At 72.2% G+C, this 17,565-nt stretch carries 13 protein-coding genes; 9 read left to right on the top strand and 4 right to left on the bottom strand.

Features of this window, described 5'->3' with window-relative positions:
- Positions 1-335 precede the first annotated feature (335 nt).
- The gene (locus DFJ66_RS37835; RefSeq protein WP_147459465.1) at positions 336-941 is read left to right on the top strand and encodes a hypothetical protein; all 606 of its coding nucleotides are present in this window, start codon (positions 336-338) and stop codon (positions 939-941) included.
- Here the strand turns inward: DFJ66_RS37835 and DFJ66_RS45220 are convergent.
- Positions 913-5,202, bottom strand: a complete 4,290-nt coding sequence (locus tag DFJ66_RS45220) for an OmpL47-type beta-barrel domain-containing protein (protein WP_121228763.1) — start codon at positions 5,200-5,202, stop codon at positions 913-915. The genes DFJ66_RS37835 and DFJ66_RS45220 overlap by 29 nt on opposite strands.
- Before the next feature lie 235 nt (positions 5,203-5,437).
- Between DFJ66_RS45220 and DFJ66_RS37825 the strand changes: the two genes are divergently transcribed.
- Complete coding sequence (locus DFJ66_RS37825; protein WP_121228760.1) at positions 5,438-6,286, top strand: alpha/beta fold hydrolase; 849 nt, start codon at positions 5,438-5,440, stop codon at positions 6,284-6,286.
- Positions 6,287-6,617: 331 nt separating this feature from the next.
- Here the strand turns inward: DFJ66_RS37825 and DFJ66_RS37820 are convergent, their stop codons facing one another.
- Entirely contained in the window at positions 6,618-7,577 is a 960-nt protein-coding gene (locus tag DFJ66_RS37820; RefSeq protein ID WP_121228757.1) for a helix-turn-helix domain-containing protein, read from the bottom strand.
- 59 nt (positions 7,578-7,636) lie between these two features.
- On the opposite strand from DFJ66_RS37820, the gene DFJ66_RS37815 reads away from it, so the two are divergent.
- Positions 7,637-8,080 (top strand): nuclear transport factor 2 family protein, encoded by a 444-nt coding sequence (locus tag DFJ66_RS37815; RefSeq protein ID WP_246030080.1) that lies wholly within the window; start codon positions 7,637-7,639, stop codon positions 8,078-8,080.
- A gap of 228 nt (positions 8,081-8,308) precedes the next feature.
- Positions 8,309-10,024, top strand: a complete 1,716-nt coding sequence (locus DFJ66_RS37810) for a M28 family peptidase (protein ID WP_121228751.1) — start codon at positions 8,309-8,311, stop codon at positions 10,022-10,024.
- A 39-nt stretch (positions 10,025-10,063) separates the two neighbouring features.
- Here DFJ66_RS37810 and DFJ66_RS37805 read toward each other — a convergent pair whose 3' ends face one another.
- Positions 10,064-10,450, bottom strand: a complete 387-nt coding sequence (locus DFJ66_RS37805; protein ID WP_246030079.1) for a tellurite resistance TerB family protein — start codon at positions 10,448-10,450, stop codon at positions 10,064-10,066.
- Positions 10,451-10,567: 117 nt separating this feature from the next.
- Between DFJ66_RS37805 and DFJ66_RS37800 the strand changes: the two genes are divergently transcribed.
- The 4 genes from DFJ66_RS37800 to DFJ66_RS37785 are packed head-to-tail and all read left to right on the top strand — an operon-like array spanning position 10,568 to position 15,496.
- Positions 10,568-12,346, top strand: a complete 1,779-nt coding sequence (locus tag DFJ66_RS37800; RefSeq protein WP_121228748.1) for a hypothetical protein — start codon at positions 10,568-10,570, stop codon at positions 12,344-12,346.
- 56 nt (positions 12,347-12,402) lie between these two features.
- On the top strand, positions 12,403-13,014 hold the full coding sequence (locus DFJ66_RS37795; RefSeq protein ID WP_121228744.1) for a TetR/AcrR family transcriptional regulator: 612 nt from the start codon (positions 12,403-12,405) through the stop codon (positions 13,012-13,014).
- The gene (locus tag DFJ66_RS37790; protein WP_121228741.1) at positions 13,011-14,669 is read left to right on the top strand and encodes an FAD-binding dehydrogenase; all 1,659 of its coding nucleotides are present in this window, start codon (positions 13,011-13,013) and stop codon (positions 14,667-14,669) included. Before DFJ66_RS37795 ends, DFJ66_RS37790 begins: the two co-directional genes overlap by 4 nt.
- Before the next feature lie 5 nt (positions 14,670-14,674).
- Positions 14,675-15,496, top strand: a complete 822-nt coding sequence (locus DFJ66_RS37785) for an alpha/beta fold hydrolase (RefSeq protein ID WP_246030078.1) — start codon at positions 14,675-14,677, stop codon at positions 15,494-15,496.
- A gap of 61 nt (positions 15,497-15,557) precedes the next feature.
- On the opposite strand, the gene DFJ66_RS37780 is transcribed toward DFJ66_RS37785, so the two are convergent.
- Entirely contained in the window at positions 15,558-16,823 is a 1,266-nt protein-coding gene (locus DFJ66_RS37780) for an MFS transporter (RefSeq protein WP_121228738.1), read from the bottom strand.
- Between the two features lie 114 nt (positions 16,824-16,937).
- Between DFJ66_RS37780 and DFJ66_RS37775 the strand changes: the two genes are divergently transcribed.
- The gene (locus DFJ66_RS37775; RefSeq protein WP_211351446.1) at positions 16,938-17,504 is read left to right on the top strand and encodes a CGNR zinc finger domain-containing protein; all 567 of its coding nucleotides are present in this window, start codon (positions 16,938-16,940) and stop codon (positions 17,502-17,504) included.
- Positions 17,505-17,565 lie beyond the last annotated feature (61 nt).

Below are 17,565 nucleotides of genomic sequence, written 5' to 3'. Positions count from 1 at the left end.
CGCCTGACCGCTACTCGCCGCGCACCCGTCCGCCCACCACAGGCCCGCCACACGCCCGCCCACCGCACACACTCGCCCCGCCTGCCCCTGCTCGCCTGCCACTCACCCACCGCGCCACCACCCACCGCGCCGCGGACTGCGCCCACCGAGCACCCAACGGAGGCGAGAGCCGGGGTGGTTTCGGCGCGCGGGCGGGAGGTGGGCGTGGTCTTGTGATGGGTGTGTGGGTGCCGTTCTTCGTTCATGAGGCTGTTCGGGGGGTGTTCCGGCGGCGGTGGCGGCGGGTTCGGTCGTTGGTCGTCGCGGGGTTTTTCGGGCCGCCGGTCGAGAGCCTGGTGACCGTGCTGGTGGGTGGGGGTGGTGGCACGGTCTGGTGGGTGGTGTTGGCGGTCGGGTGTCTGCTGCCGGTCGGGTTCTTCCTCGCTCGCGGGTACGTGCGGTGGAGTGGGTGGGCGGTGGTCGCGGCGGGGGCCGTGTTGCAGGCGGTGGGGGTCGTCGGGGTTACCGGGCGGGCCGTGTTGGTGGTGCCGCCGCTGGTGGCCGGGGTGTTGGGGGTCTTGCTGGTGGTTCGGGCGCACGGGGTGCTGCTCGACACCGCAGACGGCGCTGTGGCGGGGACGTCGTTGGTGGTGCGCAGTCGGGCTCGGGCCGTGCGCGGGGTCGGGGTGTGGAAGCCCGTGCTGGCGACCGCCTCGATGGACGACAAGTGGTTGCGGTGGCGGGTCGGGGACGACCTGCACGGCGGGCGGGTGTTGTTGCGGGACATCCGGGCCGTGTGGGTGGCGCAAGCGGCCGGCCCGCCCGGCGGACCTGTGGTCGCCGTGCGGGCCGGGGAGCGGGTCGTGCACCTCGTGGTCGGGGATCCGGAAGGGTTTGCCTGGTTGCTCGATCGGCGGGTTCGGGTGCTGGGGTCTACTTCAGACCCACCGTCACGTACTTGAGCTGGCCGTCGTCGAGCTTCACGCCGATCTTGTAGTGGTAGCCCGCCGACAGGCCCTTGGTCTGCCAGTTGTAGACGTACTGGCGGGCGGTGGCGTCCCAGCGGAAGGCTCCGTCCGTGGTGGCCGGGTCGGTGAAGGACGACTCGTTGACCTGGGACGTCGTCGCGCCGCCGCGGACCGGGGTCAGCCAGGTGGGGGCCTGGGTGGACTGGACGGGGTTGCCGGCGGCGTCGCGGAGCTGGAACTTCACCGGCACGGTGCTGCCCGCCTTGAAGATGCTGACCGGGGTCGCCGGGTCGTTGACGGGCTGCAGGTAGCCGCTGAACCGGTAGAGGCGCAGCTGGTAGCTGCCGGTGCGGGTGGCGGTGTTGCCGGCCCGGTCGCGGGCGGTGGGGGTGAAGGTGTGGGTGCCGTCGCCCTGCGGTGACACCGTGAGGGTGCAGGTGTCCACGCCGGACACCGCGTCGGAGGCGGTGCACGTCGGGGCGGGGGCGGTGAACTCGTAGATCGCGCCGTCGGCCACCGAGAGGGTGGTGAAGGCCGGGGCGGTCTGGTCGATGTTGATGCCGGACGCGGTGGCGGTCGAGGTGTTGCCGGCGCGGTCGGTGACCGAGGCGGTGGCGGACTGGGCCGCGCCGTCGCCGGCCAGGACGATGTTGTCCGGGCACGCCGTGGCCGGGATGCCGGAGCCGTTGTCGGTGCACGTGAAGTGCACGGTCACCGGGGCGGTGTGCCAGGCCTTCGGGCCGCCGACGACCTCGGCGGTGATGGTCGGCGCGGTCTTGTCCAGGCGGACGGTCACGGTGTCGGTGCCGGTGTTGCCGGCCAGGTCACGGGCCGTGCCGACGAGGGTGGTGCCGGCCGTTTCGGTGGAGACGACCGTGGGCGGGGTGACGGTGGACGGGTCGACGCCGGAGCCCGAGCCGTCGTCCTGGGCCGAGAAGGTGACGGTGACGTCGCTGTTGTTCCAGTCGTCGGCGTTGGGCGCCGGGGACAGGCTGTGGGTGACCGCCGGGGCGATGTTGTCCCACTTCAGGGCGGCGGTGTTGATGCTCTCCGTGTTGCCGGCCCGGTCGACGGCCCAGTAGGTGAGGGTGCCGGCGCCGCTGCCGTCCAAGGGGATCGTCACGGTGGCGGTCGCGCCCTGGGCGGTCTGCTCGGGGCCGTTGTCGCGGCGGTAGTGGATCTCGGTCACGCCGGACAGGGCGTCCGACGCGGTCAGCACGACGGTGGCGGTGCTGCCGGTGCACCAGCCGGCGCACTGGTGGGCGGCGGTCGTGGTGGGCGGGGTGCCGTCGATGTCCACGCCGCCGAAGGTGACCGGGGCGCTGGTGTTGCCGGCGACGTCGGTGGCCGGGTCGGCGGTCACCGATTGGTCCACGCCGTCCCCGCGCAGCACGCGGCTGGTCGGGCAGGTCGCCACGCCGGAGCCGTCGCTGCCGTCCGCCAGCTTGGGGTCGGTGCAGGTGAAGTCGACGACGACCTCGTCGCGGAACCAACCGTTCGCGTTGGGCGCGGTGAGGGTGGTGCCGGCGACGACGGGTGCGGTGCGGTCGATCAGCACGTCGGTGACCGAGGTGGGTGCGCTTTCGTTGCCCGCCTTGTCCTTCGCGGTCACGGGGCCGGCGCTCAGCGATCGGCCTTCGCCGGTGATGACGCTGTCGGCCGGTGCGGTGTCGATGCCGGAGAGGGCGTCGGACGCCGTCCAGTGGACGGTCACGTCGGCGCGGTGCCAGCCGGCGGTCGGCGACGGGGTGAGGGTCGGCGGGGTCAGGTCGACGTTCAGGCCGGTCACGGTGGTGGTCGCGGTCTTGCCGACGCCATCGGTGGCGTAGCCGGTGGCGGACTGGTCCGCGCCCTCGCCCAGCTCGACGGGGTCGGCGCAGCTCGCGATGCCGGACTGGGTGTCGTCGCAGGTGAAGGACACGGTGACGGGCGCGCTGTGCCAGCCGTTGGCGTTGACGGCCGCGTGGTCAGCGGTCACGGTCGGGTCCGCGTTGTCGATCCACACCGCGAGGGCGTGCGGGTCCTCGGTGTTGCCGGCCGTGTCGGTGCTCCAGTAGGCGATGGTGTGCTTGCCGCCGGTGGTGAAGGCGAAGGTGCCGGTGTAGGGCTGGGCGGGGCCGCCGTCCACGCGGTACTGCGTCTGCGCGATGCCGGACAGCGCGTCGGTGGCGGTCAGGGTGACGTCCACGCGGTCGGCGTGCCAGCCGGCGGCGACGGGTGCGGCCTGCGTGGCGGGGGCCGCGCGGTCGATGCGGATGCCCGAGACGGTGGCGGTGGTGGTGTTGCCCGCCTTGTCGGTGCAGGAGGCGGTGGCGGCCAGGTCCGCGCCCTCTCCTGTCACGGTGCTGGGGGCGGGCTCGTCGAGCACGCCGGAGCCGGTGTCGGTGCAGGTCCAGGTCACGGTGACGTCGGCGGTGCTCCAGGTGGTGGTGGAGGGGGTGCCGGTGAGGGTGGGGGCGGTCTTGTCGACGTTGATGCCGGTCAGGGTGGCGGTGGCGGTGTTGCCGGCCGCGTCGACGGCGGTGCCGGACGCGGTGCCCGCGTTCTCGGTGAGGACGGTGGGTGCCGGGCAGGTGTCCACGCCGGACAGCGCGTCCGAGCAGGAGTAGGTGACGGTGACGTCTTCGCGGTACCAGCCGTGGGAGTTGGGGGTGGTGGCCGGGGTGGCGGTGATGGTCGGCGCGGTGCGGTCGACGTTCACGCGGACCGGGTCGGTGGCGGAGTTGCCGGCGCGGTCGGTGGCGGTGCCGTCGGCGGGCTGGTTCGCGCCCTCGTCGGAGACGGTCCGGTCGGGGCCGCAGGACGCGATGCCCGAGCCGGTGTCGGTGCAGCTGAACTGGACGGTGACGGGACCGGAGTTCCAGCCGTGCGCGTTGGCGGCGGGGCTGAGGTGGTGGCTGATGCCGGGCGGGGTCTTGTCGATGTCGACGGTGACCGTGCGCGCGGTCTCGACGTTGCCCGCGTGGTCGGTGCTGCGGTAGGTCAGGGTGTGGCTGCCCTCGGTCGTGAACGGCACGCTGGTGCCGGTCTGCTCGGGGCCGCCGTCAACGGAGTAGCGGGTCTCGCGCACGCCGGACAGGGCGTCCGAGGCGGTGAGCCGCACGGTCACGTCGGTGTTGGTCCAGGTCGCGGGCGCGGTGGCGGTGGTGACCGGTGCGGTGCGGTCGATGTCGACGTCGCCGAAGGTGGTGGTGCCGGTGTTGCCCGCCTTGTCCGAGGCGGTGCCGGTGGCGGACTGGTCGGAGCCCTCGCCGGACAGGGTGACCGGGGTGGTGCAGGTGTCCACGCCGGACAGCGCGTCGGCGCAGGTGAAGGTCACGGTGACGGGCTGGTTGGTCCAGGTGCCTGCCGTGTACGGGGTCGCGGCGGAGATCGTGGGCGAGGTGAGGTCGATGTCGATGTCACCGGCCACGGTGGACTGGGTGTTGCCCGCGTTGTCGGTGGCGGTGCCGGAGACGGACTGGTCCGCGCCCTCGGTGGTGAGCGTGCGGGCGGCGGAGGTGGTGCCGTCGGCGTGGCAGGACGCGATGTGGGACAGCGGGTCCGCGCAGGTGAACGTGACGGTGACCGGGCCGTTGCGCCAGCCGTGGGCGTTGGCGGCGGGGGTGGTCGCGGACGAGATCGCGGGTGCGGCGGTGTCGCGGCGGACGTTGACCGAGGCGGTCGGGCCGGTGTTGCCGAGGGCGTCGGTGGCGGTGCCGGTGACCGTGGTGCCCGCGGTGTCGGCGGCGATGGTGGTCGGGGACGTCACCGTGCCGCCGCCCACTCCCCCGGCGTCGTCGGCGGTCCAGGTGACGGCGACGCTGTCCTTGTTCCAGCCGGCGGGGTTCGGGGCGGGCGCGAGGGCGGCGGTGGCCGTGGGGCCGGTGTTGTCCAGGACGTAGGAGACGCCGGTGGTGGCGGTGCGGTTGGTGCAGCCGCTGTTGGGGTTGTTGTTCTCGCCGATGGTGACGGTGGCGGTGCGCACGCCGTCCGCGCCGGACGCGGCGGGGTGGGTGAAGGTCCAGGTGGTCTTGGGGGTGGGTGATGTTTGCGTGGGGAGGCCCGTGACCTGCACACATCGTGCCCGGTCGTCGGTCTTGACGGTCAGGGTGAGGGTGCTGCCGGACTTGGCGTAGTAGAGGCCTCCGGTGGTCAGGCCGCCCGCGGTGTAGGCGGCGGCCGGGGTGCCGAAGGTGGTGGCGTGCGCGGTCGGCGTGACGATCAGCGCCAGGGCCGCGACGGCGATCAGTCCTCGCCGCGAGGTGGAGGTCATGGGTGCACCGGGTTCCGGTCGAGGGTGAGTACTACACCAAACGGGTGATGCCGGGGGCGTCTGTTGGTCTGTGTTTCGGGTGGTGCTCACGGGCTGTTAGCGGTCTGGTCGTGGTTGCACCGGAATGGGGTCTTTGGACCTGGGCCAGTGGGGACCTTCGCTCTCGCCCGACCGTGACGTTCCGTTCGGCTCGTCGTTGGACCCGGTGAGGTCCGACGAGCGAAAGGACGGCGGTATGGCGACCGAGCGGTTGCGGCTGGAGGACGGCGCGGAGCTGAACCTGGTGCGCAGCGGCACGCCCGACGCCGAGGTGACCGTGGTGCTCGCGCACGGCTACGCGTTGGACCACCGCAGCTGGCACCGGGTGATCCGCGAACTGCCGGAGTCGGTGGCGGTCATCGCCTACGACCACCGCGGCCACGGCGAGTCCACCCCGGCCACCCGCGAGACCGCGACCATCGAGCAACTCGGCGACGACCTGGGCGAGCTGATCGAGCGGCTGGTGCCCAGCGGGCAGGTCGTGGTGGCGGGGCACTCGATGGGCGGCATGGCGGCGATGGCGCTGGCCGAGCGGCGGCCGAGGTTGTACCGGCAGCGCGTGGCGGGCCTGGTGTTCGTGTCGACCGCGGCCAGCGGGATGTCGGAGACCTCGCTGGCGTGGCCCAAGGCGCTGGGCAAGCTGGTGCGCGAGCTGGAACGGGCGTTCGGGCCGATCGTGCGGGCGGTGCGGGAGCGGATCGAACCGGCCAAGACGGCGGGCCTGCGGTGGTGGCTGTTCGGCGACCAGCCCCGGCCGGAGGACGTCGAGCTGACGGCGGACATGGTGTGGGCGCACTGGCCGGAGACGGTCGCGTTGTTCCGGCCGGCGGTGGACCGGTACGACCGGGAGGCCGCGTTGACGGTGGCGGCGGAGAAGCCGGTGATCGCGGTGGTCGGGGACGAGGACCGGCTGGTGGGCGAGTACAACGCGCGGGCGTTGGCGGACGCGGTGGGCGGCGAGTCGGTGGTGGTCGAGAACGCCGGGCACATGCTGCCTCTGGAGGCCCCTGTCGAGGTCGCCGCTCAGATTCTCAAGCTTTCTTGAACTTTGGGAGGGTCGCTTCGCTTTCAAGCGACGCGCTGGCGCGCTCTCAAGATCAAAAGCTCAAAAGATCACAAGCGGCGCTCGCCGCGCGGCAGGCCGCCAGCGGGGGGTGAAGGGCGTCGGTTCCCCCGCCGTATGGCCTGGCGGAGCCAACCACAGATTTCCCCGGTGCCGCTAAACTTTTTTGCTCGTTCCTCACAAAAAAGTTCGGCTGCACCGGGGAAATCTGTGGTAGCCCTTCGGGCAGGCCATACGGCGGGGGAACCGAGGCCCTCCACCTGTGGTGGTCACCACGTGGAAAGCCGCCCTCGCTTCGCGCGGCGGAAGGTGGCTAGAGCCAGCCTCGGTCCTTGGCCAGGAGGCCTGCCTGGAAGCGGGTGGTGGCGCCCAGGCGGGTCATGACGTCGGCTACGTGGGCTCGGTATTTGCGGAGGGAGATGTTCAGGGCTCGGGCGGCTGCCTCGTCCTTGTCGTACTGGGCCAGGGAGCGGAGGACCTGGCGTTCGATCGTGGTCAGCGGGACGTCCAGTTCGCGGGCTCGGGTCCAGGCGGCCTCGAAGGACTCCACCAAGGTTGCCACGATGCCCGGCTGGCGGATCTCCACCGCGCCTGCCCACTGGTCGGCCGGGTCCAGCTGCACGAACGCCACCGAGCGGTCGATGATCAGGAGTTGGCGGGTGTGGTGGTCGCTGACGCGGTGGTGGTCGCCGGCGGCGTGTTGGCGTAGGGCGTAGGCGCGTTGGGTCGGGTCGTCCAGGGATGCCGCGGGGACCAGGGTTCGGCTGGTCAGGCCCGTGGCGAGTCTTCGGTGGAAGGCTTGTTCCGCCTTCTCGTCGGGTTCGGCCCGGCTGCGGGGGCGGGTTTTCATGTTCATCGTCTCGGTGGCGGTGGACGCCAGGTGCCACACGCGGCGGTTGACGCTGTCGCCGCCCTCGATGCGTTCCACCAGCTCGACCGGCCTGCCCCGGAGCTGCTCCTCCACCAGGTCGCGCACCATGACCCACGCCGAGCTCAGGCGGTGCAGTTCGCGGGAGGTCTGTTCGACGCGGCGGCGGATCAGGCGGTCCACCACGACCGCCGGGGGCGCGGGGTGGTGCAGGTCGTCGACGACCTCCAGGTCGCGCAGTTGGTCCAGGACGGCTCGCACGTCCACGCCGGACAGGTCGGCGGGGACCTCGCCCGGTGACCGGAGCAAGTGCCGGTACACCCGTTCCTGGTCGACCGTGAGGCCCAGGCTGGTCAGGTTCAACGCGTGCGACACCTCGATGAGTCCGCTGCCGGTGGTTTGCACCGACCATGATCTTCGAGGAATCCTCGCATCGACAACCACGTTCGCAGAAGGAGGACCGGGTGAGCGACAGGGACGAGATCGTCGAGGTCTGCACGCGCATGGCGGTGCACGCCGACCGGCGGGAGTGGGACCGGCTGGGTGAGGTCTTCGCGCCTTCGGTCACGCTTGACTACACCAGCCTCAACGGGGGTGAGCCCGCCACGCTCACCCCGGCGGACATCGTCGGCGCGTGGTCGGGCTTCCTCGGGGCGTTCGACGCGACCCAGCACCTCGTGGCCAACCACCTGGTGACGGTGACGGGCGACAGCGCGGTGTGCACGGCGTCGTTCCAGGCCACGCACGTGCTGGCCAACCGGTTCGGGTCGCCGCTGTGGACGTTGGGCGGGAACTACGAGTTCCGGCTGGTGCGGGTCGAAGGCGCGTGGCGGATCGCGGGGGTCATGATGACCGTGGTGTGGGCGGACGGCAACAAGGACCTGCTCGCGCTGGCAGCTCAGTCCTAAGTAGACGGTATGGGGTTGGTGTTATAGCACCATTCGCGCCCGTGGTCCGGTGCTGCGCGGGCGCAACCTTGGAGTGTGGCGGGGAATCGCCGCGGCGGGTACCTACCGGAAGCCCTACCGGGTGTGCCGGCGCGGGTGCGACGCTGCGGTGGTTCGACCGCACCGCAGCCGGGCCGCCACCTCCTGCGAGGGCCGGTGTGGTTTTCCCTGCTGGACAAGGAGCACCGGATGAAGCACAGAGTCCTGGGTGCGGTGGTCGCCCTGGCGGCCCTCGCCTGGGTGACCGCCGGCGTCGCGCAGGCCCAGCCCGCCGCGACGGTCCTGGCACCGCCCGACGTCGACGTGACCGCCGTGCAGGCGCACCTGGCGCAGTTCAACGGCTTCGCCACCGCCAACGGCGGTCACCGGCGCGCGGGCAGTGCCGGGTACGCGCAGTCGCTGGCCTACGTGAAGGGCAAGCTGCAGGCCGCCGGGTACACCGTCACCGAGCAGCGGTGCACGACCTGCACGTACGTGTCCAACAACCTGGTCGCCGACTGGCCCGGCGGCGACGCCAACCAGACGATCATGTTCGGCGCACACCTCGACAGCGTGTCCGCGGGACCCGGCATCAACGACAACGGGTCCGGTTCCGCGGCGATCCTGGAGAACGCGCTGCAGTTGGCGGCGCGGAACCCGAGCATGACCAAGCACGTCCGGTTCGCCTGGTGGACCGACGAGGAGCAGGGGCTCAACGGCTCGAAGTACTACGTGAGCCAGTTGTCGTCGGCGCAGCGCTCGGCGATCAAGGCCTACTACAACTTCGACATGGTGGCCTCCCGGAACGGCGGCTACTTCGTCAACAACATCGGAACCGCCGCGGCGGCCCCGTTGCGCGAGTACTGGACGTCGCTGAACCTCGCGCCGGAGGAGAACGTCGAGGGCGCGGGCCGGTCCGACGACTACTCCTTCCAGCAGGCGGGCATCCCGTCCTCCGGCTACGCCACCGGCGCCTCGGCCCGCAAGACCAGCGCCCAGGCCGCGAAGTGGGGCGGCACGGCCGGTGCGGCCTACGACTCCTGCTACCACAGCAGGTGCGACACGACGAGCAACATCAACCCCACCGCCCTGGACCGGTCGTCGGACGGCATCGCCTACACGATCTGGAAGCAGGCCGTCAGCGACGCCCCGGTTAACGACTTCTCGCTGTCGCTCAGCCCGTCCTCCGGGTCGGTCGCGGCGGGTTCGTCGGCCACCTTCACGGTCGACACGGCGACGACTTCGGGGTCACCCCAGACGGTGACGCTGTCGGCAAGCGCTCCCAGCGGGGTGTCGGTGGCGTTCAGCCCTGCCAGTGTCCAGTCGGGTGGCTCGTCCACGGCGACGATCTCGGTCGGCGCGTCGGTTCCCGCCGGGACCTCGCAGATCACCGTGCGGGGCACGGGTTCCGCGACCCACACGGCGACTTACACGCTCACCGTGACCGGGGACGCACCGGGCGACTTCGCACTGTCGCTGAACCCGACCTCCGGGTCTATCGGCGCGGGATCCTCCGGGACCGCCACGGTGAACACGGCGACCACGTCGGGTTCGCCGCAGACGGTGTCGTTGTCCGCCAGCGGTCCTTCCGGGGTGTCGGTGGCGTTCAGCCCTGCCAGTGTCCAGTCCGGTGGCTCGTCCACGGCGACGATCTCGGTGGGTGCGTCGGTGGCGGCCGGGACGTACACGATCACCGTGGTCGGGACCGGTGCGGTGAGTCGTTCGGCGACCTACACCTTGACCGTGACCGGTGGCGGGCCGGGCGGGTGTGCGGGGCTTCCGGCATGGAGTGCGTCGGCGTCCTACGTGCCCGATGACGTGGTCTCCCACAACGGGCACAAGTGGAAGTCCACGTGGTACTCGTCGGGCGCGGAGCCCGGCGCACCGGGGTCCTGGGCGGTCTGGCAGGACCAAGGCGCCTGCTGACGTGGCGAGGGGGTGGCGGCCGCCGGCGGCCGCCCCCTGTCAGCCCGCCAGCGCCTCGCGCACGCGGGTGATCACCGCGTGTTCACCCTCGCCCACGTGTCCGTCTGCGGTGGCCACTTCCTGGCAGATGGTCAGGACCGCGCCGGGGAAGGTGGAGGCGTCCTGAGGGGACTTCGCGGTCAGGATTTCGACCGAGCGGCGCAGGGCGGTGAGGACGCCCGCTTCCACGTCGGCGACCGTGCCCTCCGGGAGTTCGGGGTGGTCGGCGGCCAGGACTTCGCGCAGGGTCGGGGAGAAGGTGCTCAGGGCGCGGATGCCGGCGTGGCTTTCCTGGTCCAGGGCGCCCGGTTCGGCGGTGGAGACCAGGACCATCGCGCCGAACACCGCCGTGCGCAGGGTTCGGGCCTCGGAGTCGGTGTAGGTCACCCGGTCAGCCTAGAGGCGGCGGGCACGGCGGTTGGTGTGAATGAAGGTAACTGTTACTGGAGGTTGCAGATATTTGGTATGGTCGCCCCCTGACCCGGCGCGCGGCAGGAGGCGACGATGCACGTCCTGGCTCACGAGGCACCACCGGCGGGTGGCGCGGAGTTCTCGCAGGTCCTGATCGCGGCGGCGATGTCGGCCCTGGTGTTCGTGCCGGTGCTGCTGTTCGTGGTCGCCGAGCGGGCCGGGCGGGGGAACGTGCTCGGGAGGCTGGCTGATCGGGTCGCCGACCGGACCGGGCTGCCGCGGTGGGCCGGGTTGCCGATGGGGTTGGCCGGACTGTCCGGGGTCTCGGCGCTGGTCGGCGTGTACTGGGACGTCCCGATCCACATGGAGTTGGGACGGGACGAGGGGCCGCTGGCGAACCCCTCGCACTTCCCCATCTACTTCGGGCTGATGGGGATCCTGGCCAGCGGGATCGTGAGTGCCGCGCTGGCCAGGGATCCGCTGCCGGCGCGGACGATCAAGGTGACCGGGAACTGGCGGGTGCCGCTGGGCAGCGTGCAGATGACGGCGACCGGGCTGGTCGGGGTGGCCGGGTTCCCGCTGGACGACGTGTGGCACCGGCTGTTCGGGCAGGACGTCACCGAGTGGGGTCCCACGCACATCCTGATGATCGGCGGCGGGGTGGGGGTCGTCATCGGGCTGCAACTGCTGCTGGCCGAGGCCCGGCAGGTCGGGGCGCACGGCCGGCTGGTGCGGCTGCTCGGGCCGCTGCTGGCGGGCGCGTGGCTGATGGGCGCCTCGACGTTCCTGATGGAGTTCGACCTGGGCGTGCCGCAGTTCCCGATGCTGGCGCAGGTGGTGCTGGTCGGGCTGGTCGGCGCGTGGACGTTGACCGTAGGGCGGCTGTCGTGGGGACCGGGCGGGACGCTGATCGTGCTCGGGGTGCTGCTGGGCAGCCGGGTGCTGTTCTCGGTGATCCCGGCGCTGAACGACCTGCACCTGGCCGTGCCGCTGCCGTACGTGGCCGAGGCCGTGGTCGTCGAAGCGGCGGCGTTGTTCGCCACGCGGTGGCGGTTCGCGCTGGTCGCGGGGGTCGGGGCGGGCACGGTGGGGATGTTGGGCGAAGCGGCGCTGTCTACGTTCCTGATGCCGAACCCGTGGCCGGCGCAGCAGTTGGCGTGGTTCGTCGTCTACGGCACGGCGGCGGCGGTCGCGGGCGCGTTGATCGGCGTGTGGCAGCACGAGCGCATCGAGGAAGTCGCCGAACGGGCGGAGAGCGCCGGTCCACGGCACCTCCCCGGGCTGGTGGGCGCGTTGGCCGCGGTGGGGCTGATGGCGGCGGTCGCGGTGCCGCAGGACCCGCCGCCGCTGTCCGGGGCCGTCCGGCTCACCGACGCCGCCACCGGGTTCGAGGTGTCCAACCCCAACAGCGACGCCGCGCCCCGCTGGGTGCACGCCACGGTCACCCTGGAGCACCCGGTCGAGGACGCGGTGTGGCTCAACGGGTTCGCCTGGCAGGGCGGCGACTTCGCCACGACCCCGCTGGAACGCGTCGGCGACGGCGTCTACCGGACCGCCCAGCCGCTGCCGGTCTACGGGCAGTGGAAGTCCGGCGTCCGTCTGCACACCCCCGACGGCGTGATGGCGATCCTGCCGCTCTACGCCCCGGCCGACCCGGCGGCGAACGCGCCGGCGATCGAGGCGCGGGACGGCGCACGGGCGTTCATGGCGGAGATCGACTTCCTCCAGCGTGAACGCAAGAGCGACACCCCGGCGGTGCTGTGGGCGGTCGCGTACGTGGTCGTCGGGCTGATCTTCGCGGGCATGTGGGTGCTGTTCGCCTGGCTGTACGCGGGCGCGGCACGGGTGCGGGGCGTGCACCGGGCCGTCTGACCTCTTCCGATACACGACCGTATCGGATACGGTGGTGTATCGAGAGTGAGGTCCGCATGCCGCCCACCCGCCGCCGGGTCGAGACGCTGCGCCGCCTGCACGAGGCCGCGCTGGCGGTGTTCGCCGCCGAGGGCTTCGGGCGCGCCAGCGTCGAGCAGGTGTGCGAGCGGGCCGGGTTCACCCGGGGCGCGTTCTACTCCAACTTCGCCTCCCTGGACGAGCTGTTCCTGGCCATGTGGGCGGACCGGTCGCGCGCGCTGCTGGACGACCTGCGCCGCGCGCTGGAGGCCGCCGACACCGCGGCCGTGACCACCGCGCGGGACGTCGTGGAGCTGGTCGACGCGGCGGTGGGCGTGGACGACGCCTGGTACCGCGTCACCGCCGAGTTCACCGCGCACGCCCTGCGCACGCCGGGCCTGCGCGAGGTGGTCGCCCAGCGGGAGGACGCGATCGCCGGCACCCTCACCCCGGTCCTGGTGTCGTTCCTGCGGCGGGTCGGACGCGAAGTCCCCGACCCGCGGGCGCTGGCGCTCGCGCTGGTCGCCGTGCACGACGGGACCACCGTGCAGTGCCTGGTCGAGCCGGACGACCCCGCGGCGCGGCGCCGCCGGCTGGACCTGTTCGAAGCAGTCGTGCTCGCCTACACCACCCCCGGAGGGGACGCATGAACCCGGACGTCATCGTCGTCGGTTCCGGACTGGCCGGCCTGGTCGCCACGCACGAGCTGGCCAAGGCGGGCAAGAAGGTCCTGGTGCTGGACCAGGAGAACCGCAACAACCTGGGCGGGCAGGCCTTCTGGTCGCTGGGCGGGCTGTTCCTGGTCGACTCGCCCGAGCAGCGCAGGCTCGGCATCAAGGACAGCTACGAGCTGGCCCTGCAGGACTGGCTGGGCAGCGCCGCGTTCGACCGGGAGCGCGAGGACACCTGGCCGCGCCGCTGGGCCCAGGCCTACGTGGAGTGGGCCGCCGGCGGCAAGCGCCAGTACCTGCACGACCTGGGGTTGCGGGTGCTGCCGCTGGTCGGGTGGGCCGAGCGCGGCGACGGCCGGGCGGACGGGCACGGCAACTCCGTGCCCCGCTTCCACCTGACCTGGGGCACCGGACCCGAGGTGGTGCGCGTGTTCGCCGAACCCGTGCTGGGGGCGGAGCAGCGCGGGCTGGTCGAGTTCGGGTTCCGGCACCGGGTGGACGAGCTGGTCGTCGAGGACGGCGCCGTGGTCGGCGTGCGGGGTGCGGTGCTGGAGCCCTGCGACGACCTGGAGCGCGGCAAGGCGTCCTCGCGGGAGGTCGTCGGCGAGTTCGAGCACCGGGCCGCGGCCGTCGTCGTCGCGTCCGGCGGGGTCGGGCACAACCACGAGCTGATCCGGAAGTACTGGCCCACCGAACGGCTCGGCAAGTGCCCGGAGACGCTGATCTCCGGCGTGCCCGCGCACGTGGACGGCCGGATGCTGGGCATCAGCGAGACGGCGGGCGCGAGCGTGGTCAACCGCGACCGGATGTGGAACTACACCGAGGGCATCGTCAACTGGGACCCGATCTGGCCCGACCACGCGATCCGCATCCTGGCCGGGCCGTCGTCGCTGTGGTTCGACGCCACCGGTCGCCGGCTGCCCGCGCCGAACTACCCGAGCTTCGACACCAACGGGTCGCTCAAGGCGATCCTGGCGAGCGGGTACGACTACTCGTGGCTGGTGCTGACGCAGACCATCATCGAGAAGGAGTTCGCGCTGTCGGGGTCCGAGCAGAACCCCGACATCACGTCGAAGGACGTCAAGCTGGCGCTGCGCAGCCGGTTGGCCAAGGGCGCGCCGGGGCCGGTGGAGGCGTTCAAGCAGCACGGCGTGGACTTCGTGGTGGCTTCGACGTTGCGCGAACTGGTGGACGGGATGAACCGCATCGCCCGCGGGCCGGCGGTGGACCACGACGTGCTGGAGAAGCAGATCGTCGCGCGGGACCGGGAGCTGGGCAACAAGTACGGCAAGGACCTGCAACTGGCGGCCGTCGAGCACGCGCGGCGGTACGTGGGCGACCGGATCACGCGCGTGGCCAAGCCCCACCGCATCCTGGACCCCGCACACGGCCCGCTGATCGCGGTGCGGCTGAACATCCTGACCCGCAAGACGCTGGGCGGGTTGGAGACGAACCTGGACTCGCAGGTCGTGCGGCCGGACGGGTCGGTGCTGCCGGGGCTGTACGCGGCCGGGGAGGTCGCCGGGTTCGGCGGGGGTGGGGTGCACGGGTACAACGCGCTGGAGGGGACGTTCTTGGGCGGGTGCGTGTTCTCCGGCCGGGCGGCGGGGTTGGCGCTGGCCCGCTCGCTGTGAGGCGGGTGACGGTGGCCGGTCGGCGGGTGGCGGGTTCGTTCGCGCACGTCGGCGGTCGGCGCGTGCACGTCCGGGAGGACGGACCGGTCGACGGGCCGCCCGTGGTGCTGCTGCACGGGTTCGGCGGGTCGCTGCACTGGTTCGACCGGCTGGTGCCGCTGCTGGACGGGTGCCGGGTGGTCCGGGTGGACCTGCTGGGGCACGGCGCGACCGGCGGCCGGGCCGCGGATGCCGACGAGCAGGCCCGCGTGGTGGCGGAGGTCTTGGCGCAGCGCAGGATCTCGGGCGTCACGGCGGTCGGGCACTCGTTCGGCGCGGACGTGGCGCTGTCGCTGGCGGAGACGTGCGAACGGGTGACGCGGGTGGTGGTCGTGGCGCAGGCGCCGGACTACTCCGACGCCACCTTCCCGCGCGGCGGCCGGCTGCTGACCCTGCCGCTGGTCGGGACGTTGCTGCACCGGTTCGCACCGCCGTTCGCGGTCCGGGCGGTGGCGACGCACGCCGTCGCGCCGGGGTTCCGGGTGGGGTCGGCGCTGGCCCGGCAGGCGCTGGAGGACCACCGGGCGCTGGACGCCGGCATGTTCCCGATCGTGCTGGAGCGCCGCCGGCAACGCCTGGCCCAGCGCCCGTTGGACGTGCGGGTGCGGGAGTCGGGGTTGCCGGTGCTGGTGGTGCTGGGCGGCCGGGACCGGTTCTACGGGGCTCGATCGGCCGGCCGATACCTCGAGGCGGGGGCGCGGGTGGAGATCATCGCCGAGGCGGGCCACTCCCCCGTGGTCGAGACGCCGGGTCGGACGGCGGCGCTGGTCTTGGACTTCTTGGAGTGACCACCGTTCCCGGTCGCGTGCGCCAGCGGTCGCGACCGGGAACGGCGGGGTGCGCGGGCGGTTATTCCTTGGGGGGTTCGATGGCCGCCAGCGACTTCGCGGTGAAGGTGTGGAGGAAGGGCGGGATCAGGAGGATCACGGCGAGGGCGAAGACCGCGAAAGCCGTCTTCATGCTGAACCACTCCGCCAGCAGGCCGCCCAGGCCCGCACCCAGGGGAACGGCGCCCCAGCTGAACAGGCGGGCGGCGGCGTTGTAGCGGCCCATCATCTCGCTGGCCACGATGCCCTGGCTCAACGTCCGCGAGTTGACCGTCCACAGGGTGCCGCCCAGACCGCCGACGAACGCCGACGCAGCGACCAGCCACACGGACGGGAACAGCACCGGCACCATGACCATCGCGAACGTCCCGATCAGGTCCGCCAGCATCACCCAGCGGCGGCCGAGCAGGCGGTTCAGGGTCGTGGTCACGAAAGCGCCGAGGGCGCCGCCGACGCCCATGGCGCTGATGAGCACGCCGTAGCCCTTCGCGTCCAAGCCCATCTCGCTGGTCGCGTACAGCGGCATCAGGCCGAACCACGCGCCCCAGCACGCGCACAGCACGGTCAGCACCAGCGACATCATGCGCAGCATCCGCTGGTGCCACAGGAACTTCAGGCCCTCGACGATCTGCTTGTTCACCGACTCGCGGGGCTGGTCGGCCGACCGCGCGACCTTGAACGTGCCGACCAGCAGCAGCAGGACCACGATCCCGATCAGGTAACCGGCCACGGACGTGCCGAACGCCAGGGTCGCGCTCGCGGCCACCAGCAGGCCACCCACCAGGGGGCCGGCGAACTCGTTGCACACGGTCTCGGCGCCGGCGACCCACGAGTTGGCGCGTTCCCGGTGTGCTGGGCGGACGGCGTCGGGGACCAGGGCGGCGGCGGAGGTCAGGGCCACCACCTCGGCCACGCCCAGGGCCAGGCCACCGCCGTACAGGACGGGCAGGGTCACCGCGTCGCTGACCACCGTCCACAGGACGCCGGTCACCACGACGACCCGGACCAGGTTCGCCGCCCACAGCAGCTTGCGCCGGTCGACGCGGTCGACCAGGACGCCCACGTGCAGCGCGGCCAGCAGCCACGGCAGCCACAGGGTCAGCGCCACGCCGGAGATCTGCGCGGGTGAACTGGTGATGGTGGTCGCGACCAGCGGGAACGCGATCTTGGTGACCCCGTCGGTCAGGTTGGTGACGGCGGTGAAGGCCACCAGGACGGCGGTGTTGCGACCGCTGGGGTCGGCCGCCGTGTCGGGCTGCGCGTCGACGGCCCTGGTCTGCTCGGCCATGTGTCGGCTCCAGAGGGTTAACCGGCTACCGGATTCGCTGGACAGTACGCCGGCGGGAGCGGATGCTGTAGGGGGACGGGACGGGAACCACCGAATGGCGTAGGGAGGTGGCTGGTGATCGAGGCTTCTCCCGAGGCCGAGCTGGTGGCCGCGTTCGCGAACACGGTGGACCTGGAGGACGAGACCGACGTGCTGGCCTCCGCGCCCGAGGCGGCGGCGTGGCTGCTGGCGCGCGGCCTGGTGGACCGGCCGGTGGCGTTGACCCGCGAGGAGCACCGGATGCTGCTGGACCTGCGGGCCGGCGTCCGGGACGCGCTGGGCAGCGACGGACCGTCCTCCCCGCACGTGCTGGCGGTGGCCAACGCCGTGCTGAGGGACCTGCCGGTGCTGGTGTTCCTGTCCGCCGATGCGGACCCGAAGGGTCCCCCGCCCCGGCACGGCCTGCGCCCGGACCCGTCCCTGCCCGCCGCGCGCAAGGCGATGGGCGTGCTGGCCATCGCGTGGTCCGAGGTCGCGGTGACCGGTCAGGCGCAGCGGCTCAAGAGGTGCGCGGACGAGACGTGCGGCTGGGTGTTCTGGGACGTCTCGCGCAACCACTCCCGGCGCTGGTGCACCATGCGCGTGTGCGGCAACCGGGCGAAGGCGCGTTCCTACTCGGCGCGGAAACGGGCCGAACGCTGACGGATCGGTAGTCCGAAGCGCACATCGACCGCGAATCGCGGGCACATCGGCCGCACATCGG

This window comes from Saccharothrix variisporea (assembly GCF_003634995.1).
GTDB classification, from domain to species: Bacteria; Actinomycetota; Actinomycetes; order Mycobacteriales; family Pseudonocardiaceae; genus Actinosynnema; species Actinosynnema variisporeum.
Note: the sequence above shows the minus strand (reverse complement) of the source record. Positions and strands in the feature narration are given on the sequence as shown.

Bases quoted from the DNA above. Each gene is read 5' to 3' on its own strand.
- DFJ66_RS45220 (WP_121228763.1), bottom strand. From the start codon at position 5,202: ATGACCTCCACCTCGCGGCGAGGACTGATCGCCGTCGCGGCCCTGGCG.
- DFJ66_RS37825 (WP_121228760.1), top strand. From the start codon at position 5,438: ATGGCGACCGAGCGGTTGCGGCTGGAGGACGGCGCGGAGCTGAACCTG.
- DFJ66_RS37810 (WP_121228751.1), top strand. From the start codon at position 8,309: ATGAAGCACAGAGTCCTGGGTGCGGTGGTCGCCCTGGCGGCCCTCGCC.
- DFJ66_RS37800 (WP_121228748.1), top strand. From the start codon at position 10,568: ATGCACGTCCTGGCTCACGAGGCACCACCGGCGGGTGGCGCGGAGTTC.
- DFJ66_RS37795 (WP_121228744.1), top strand. From the start codon at position 12,403: ATGCCGCCCACCCGCCGCCGGGTCGAGACGCTGCGCCGCCTGCACGAG.
- DFJ66_RS37790 (WP_121228741.1), top strand. From the start codon at position 13,011: ATGAACCCGGACGTCATCGTCGTCGGTTCCGGACTGGCCGGCCTGGTC.
- DFJ66_RS37780 (WP_121228738.1), bottom strand. From the start codon at position 16,823: ATGGCCGAGCAGACCAGGGCCGTCGACGCGCAGCCCGACACGGCGGCC.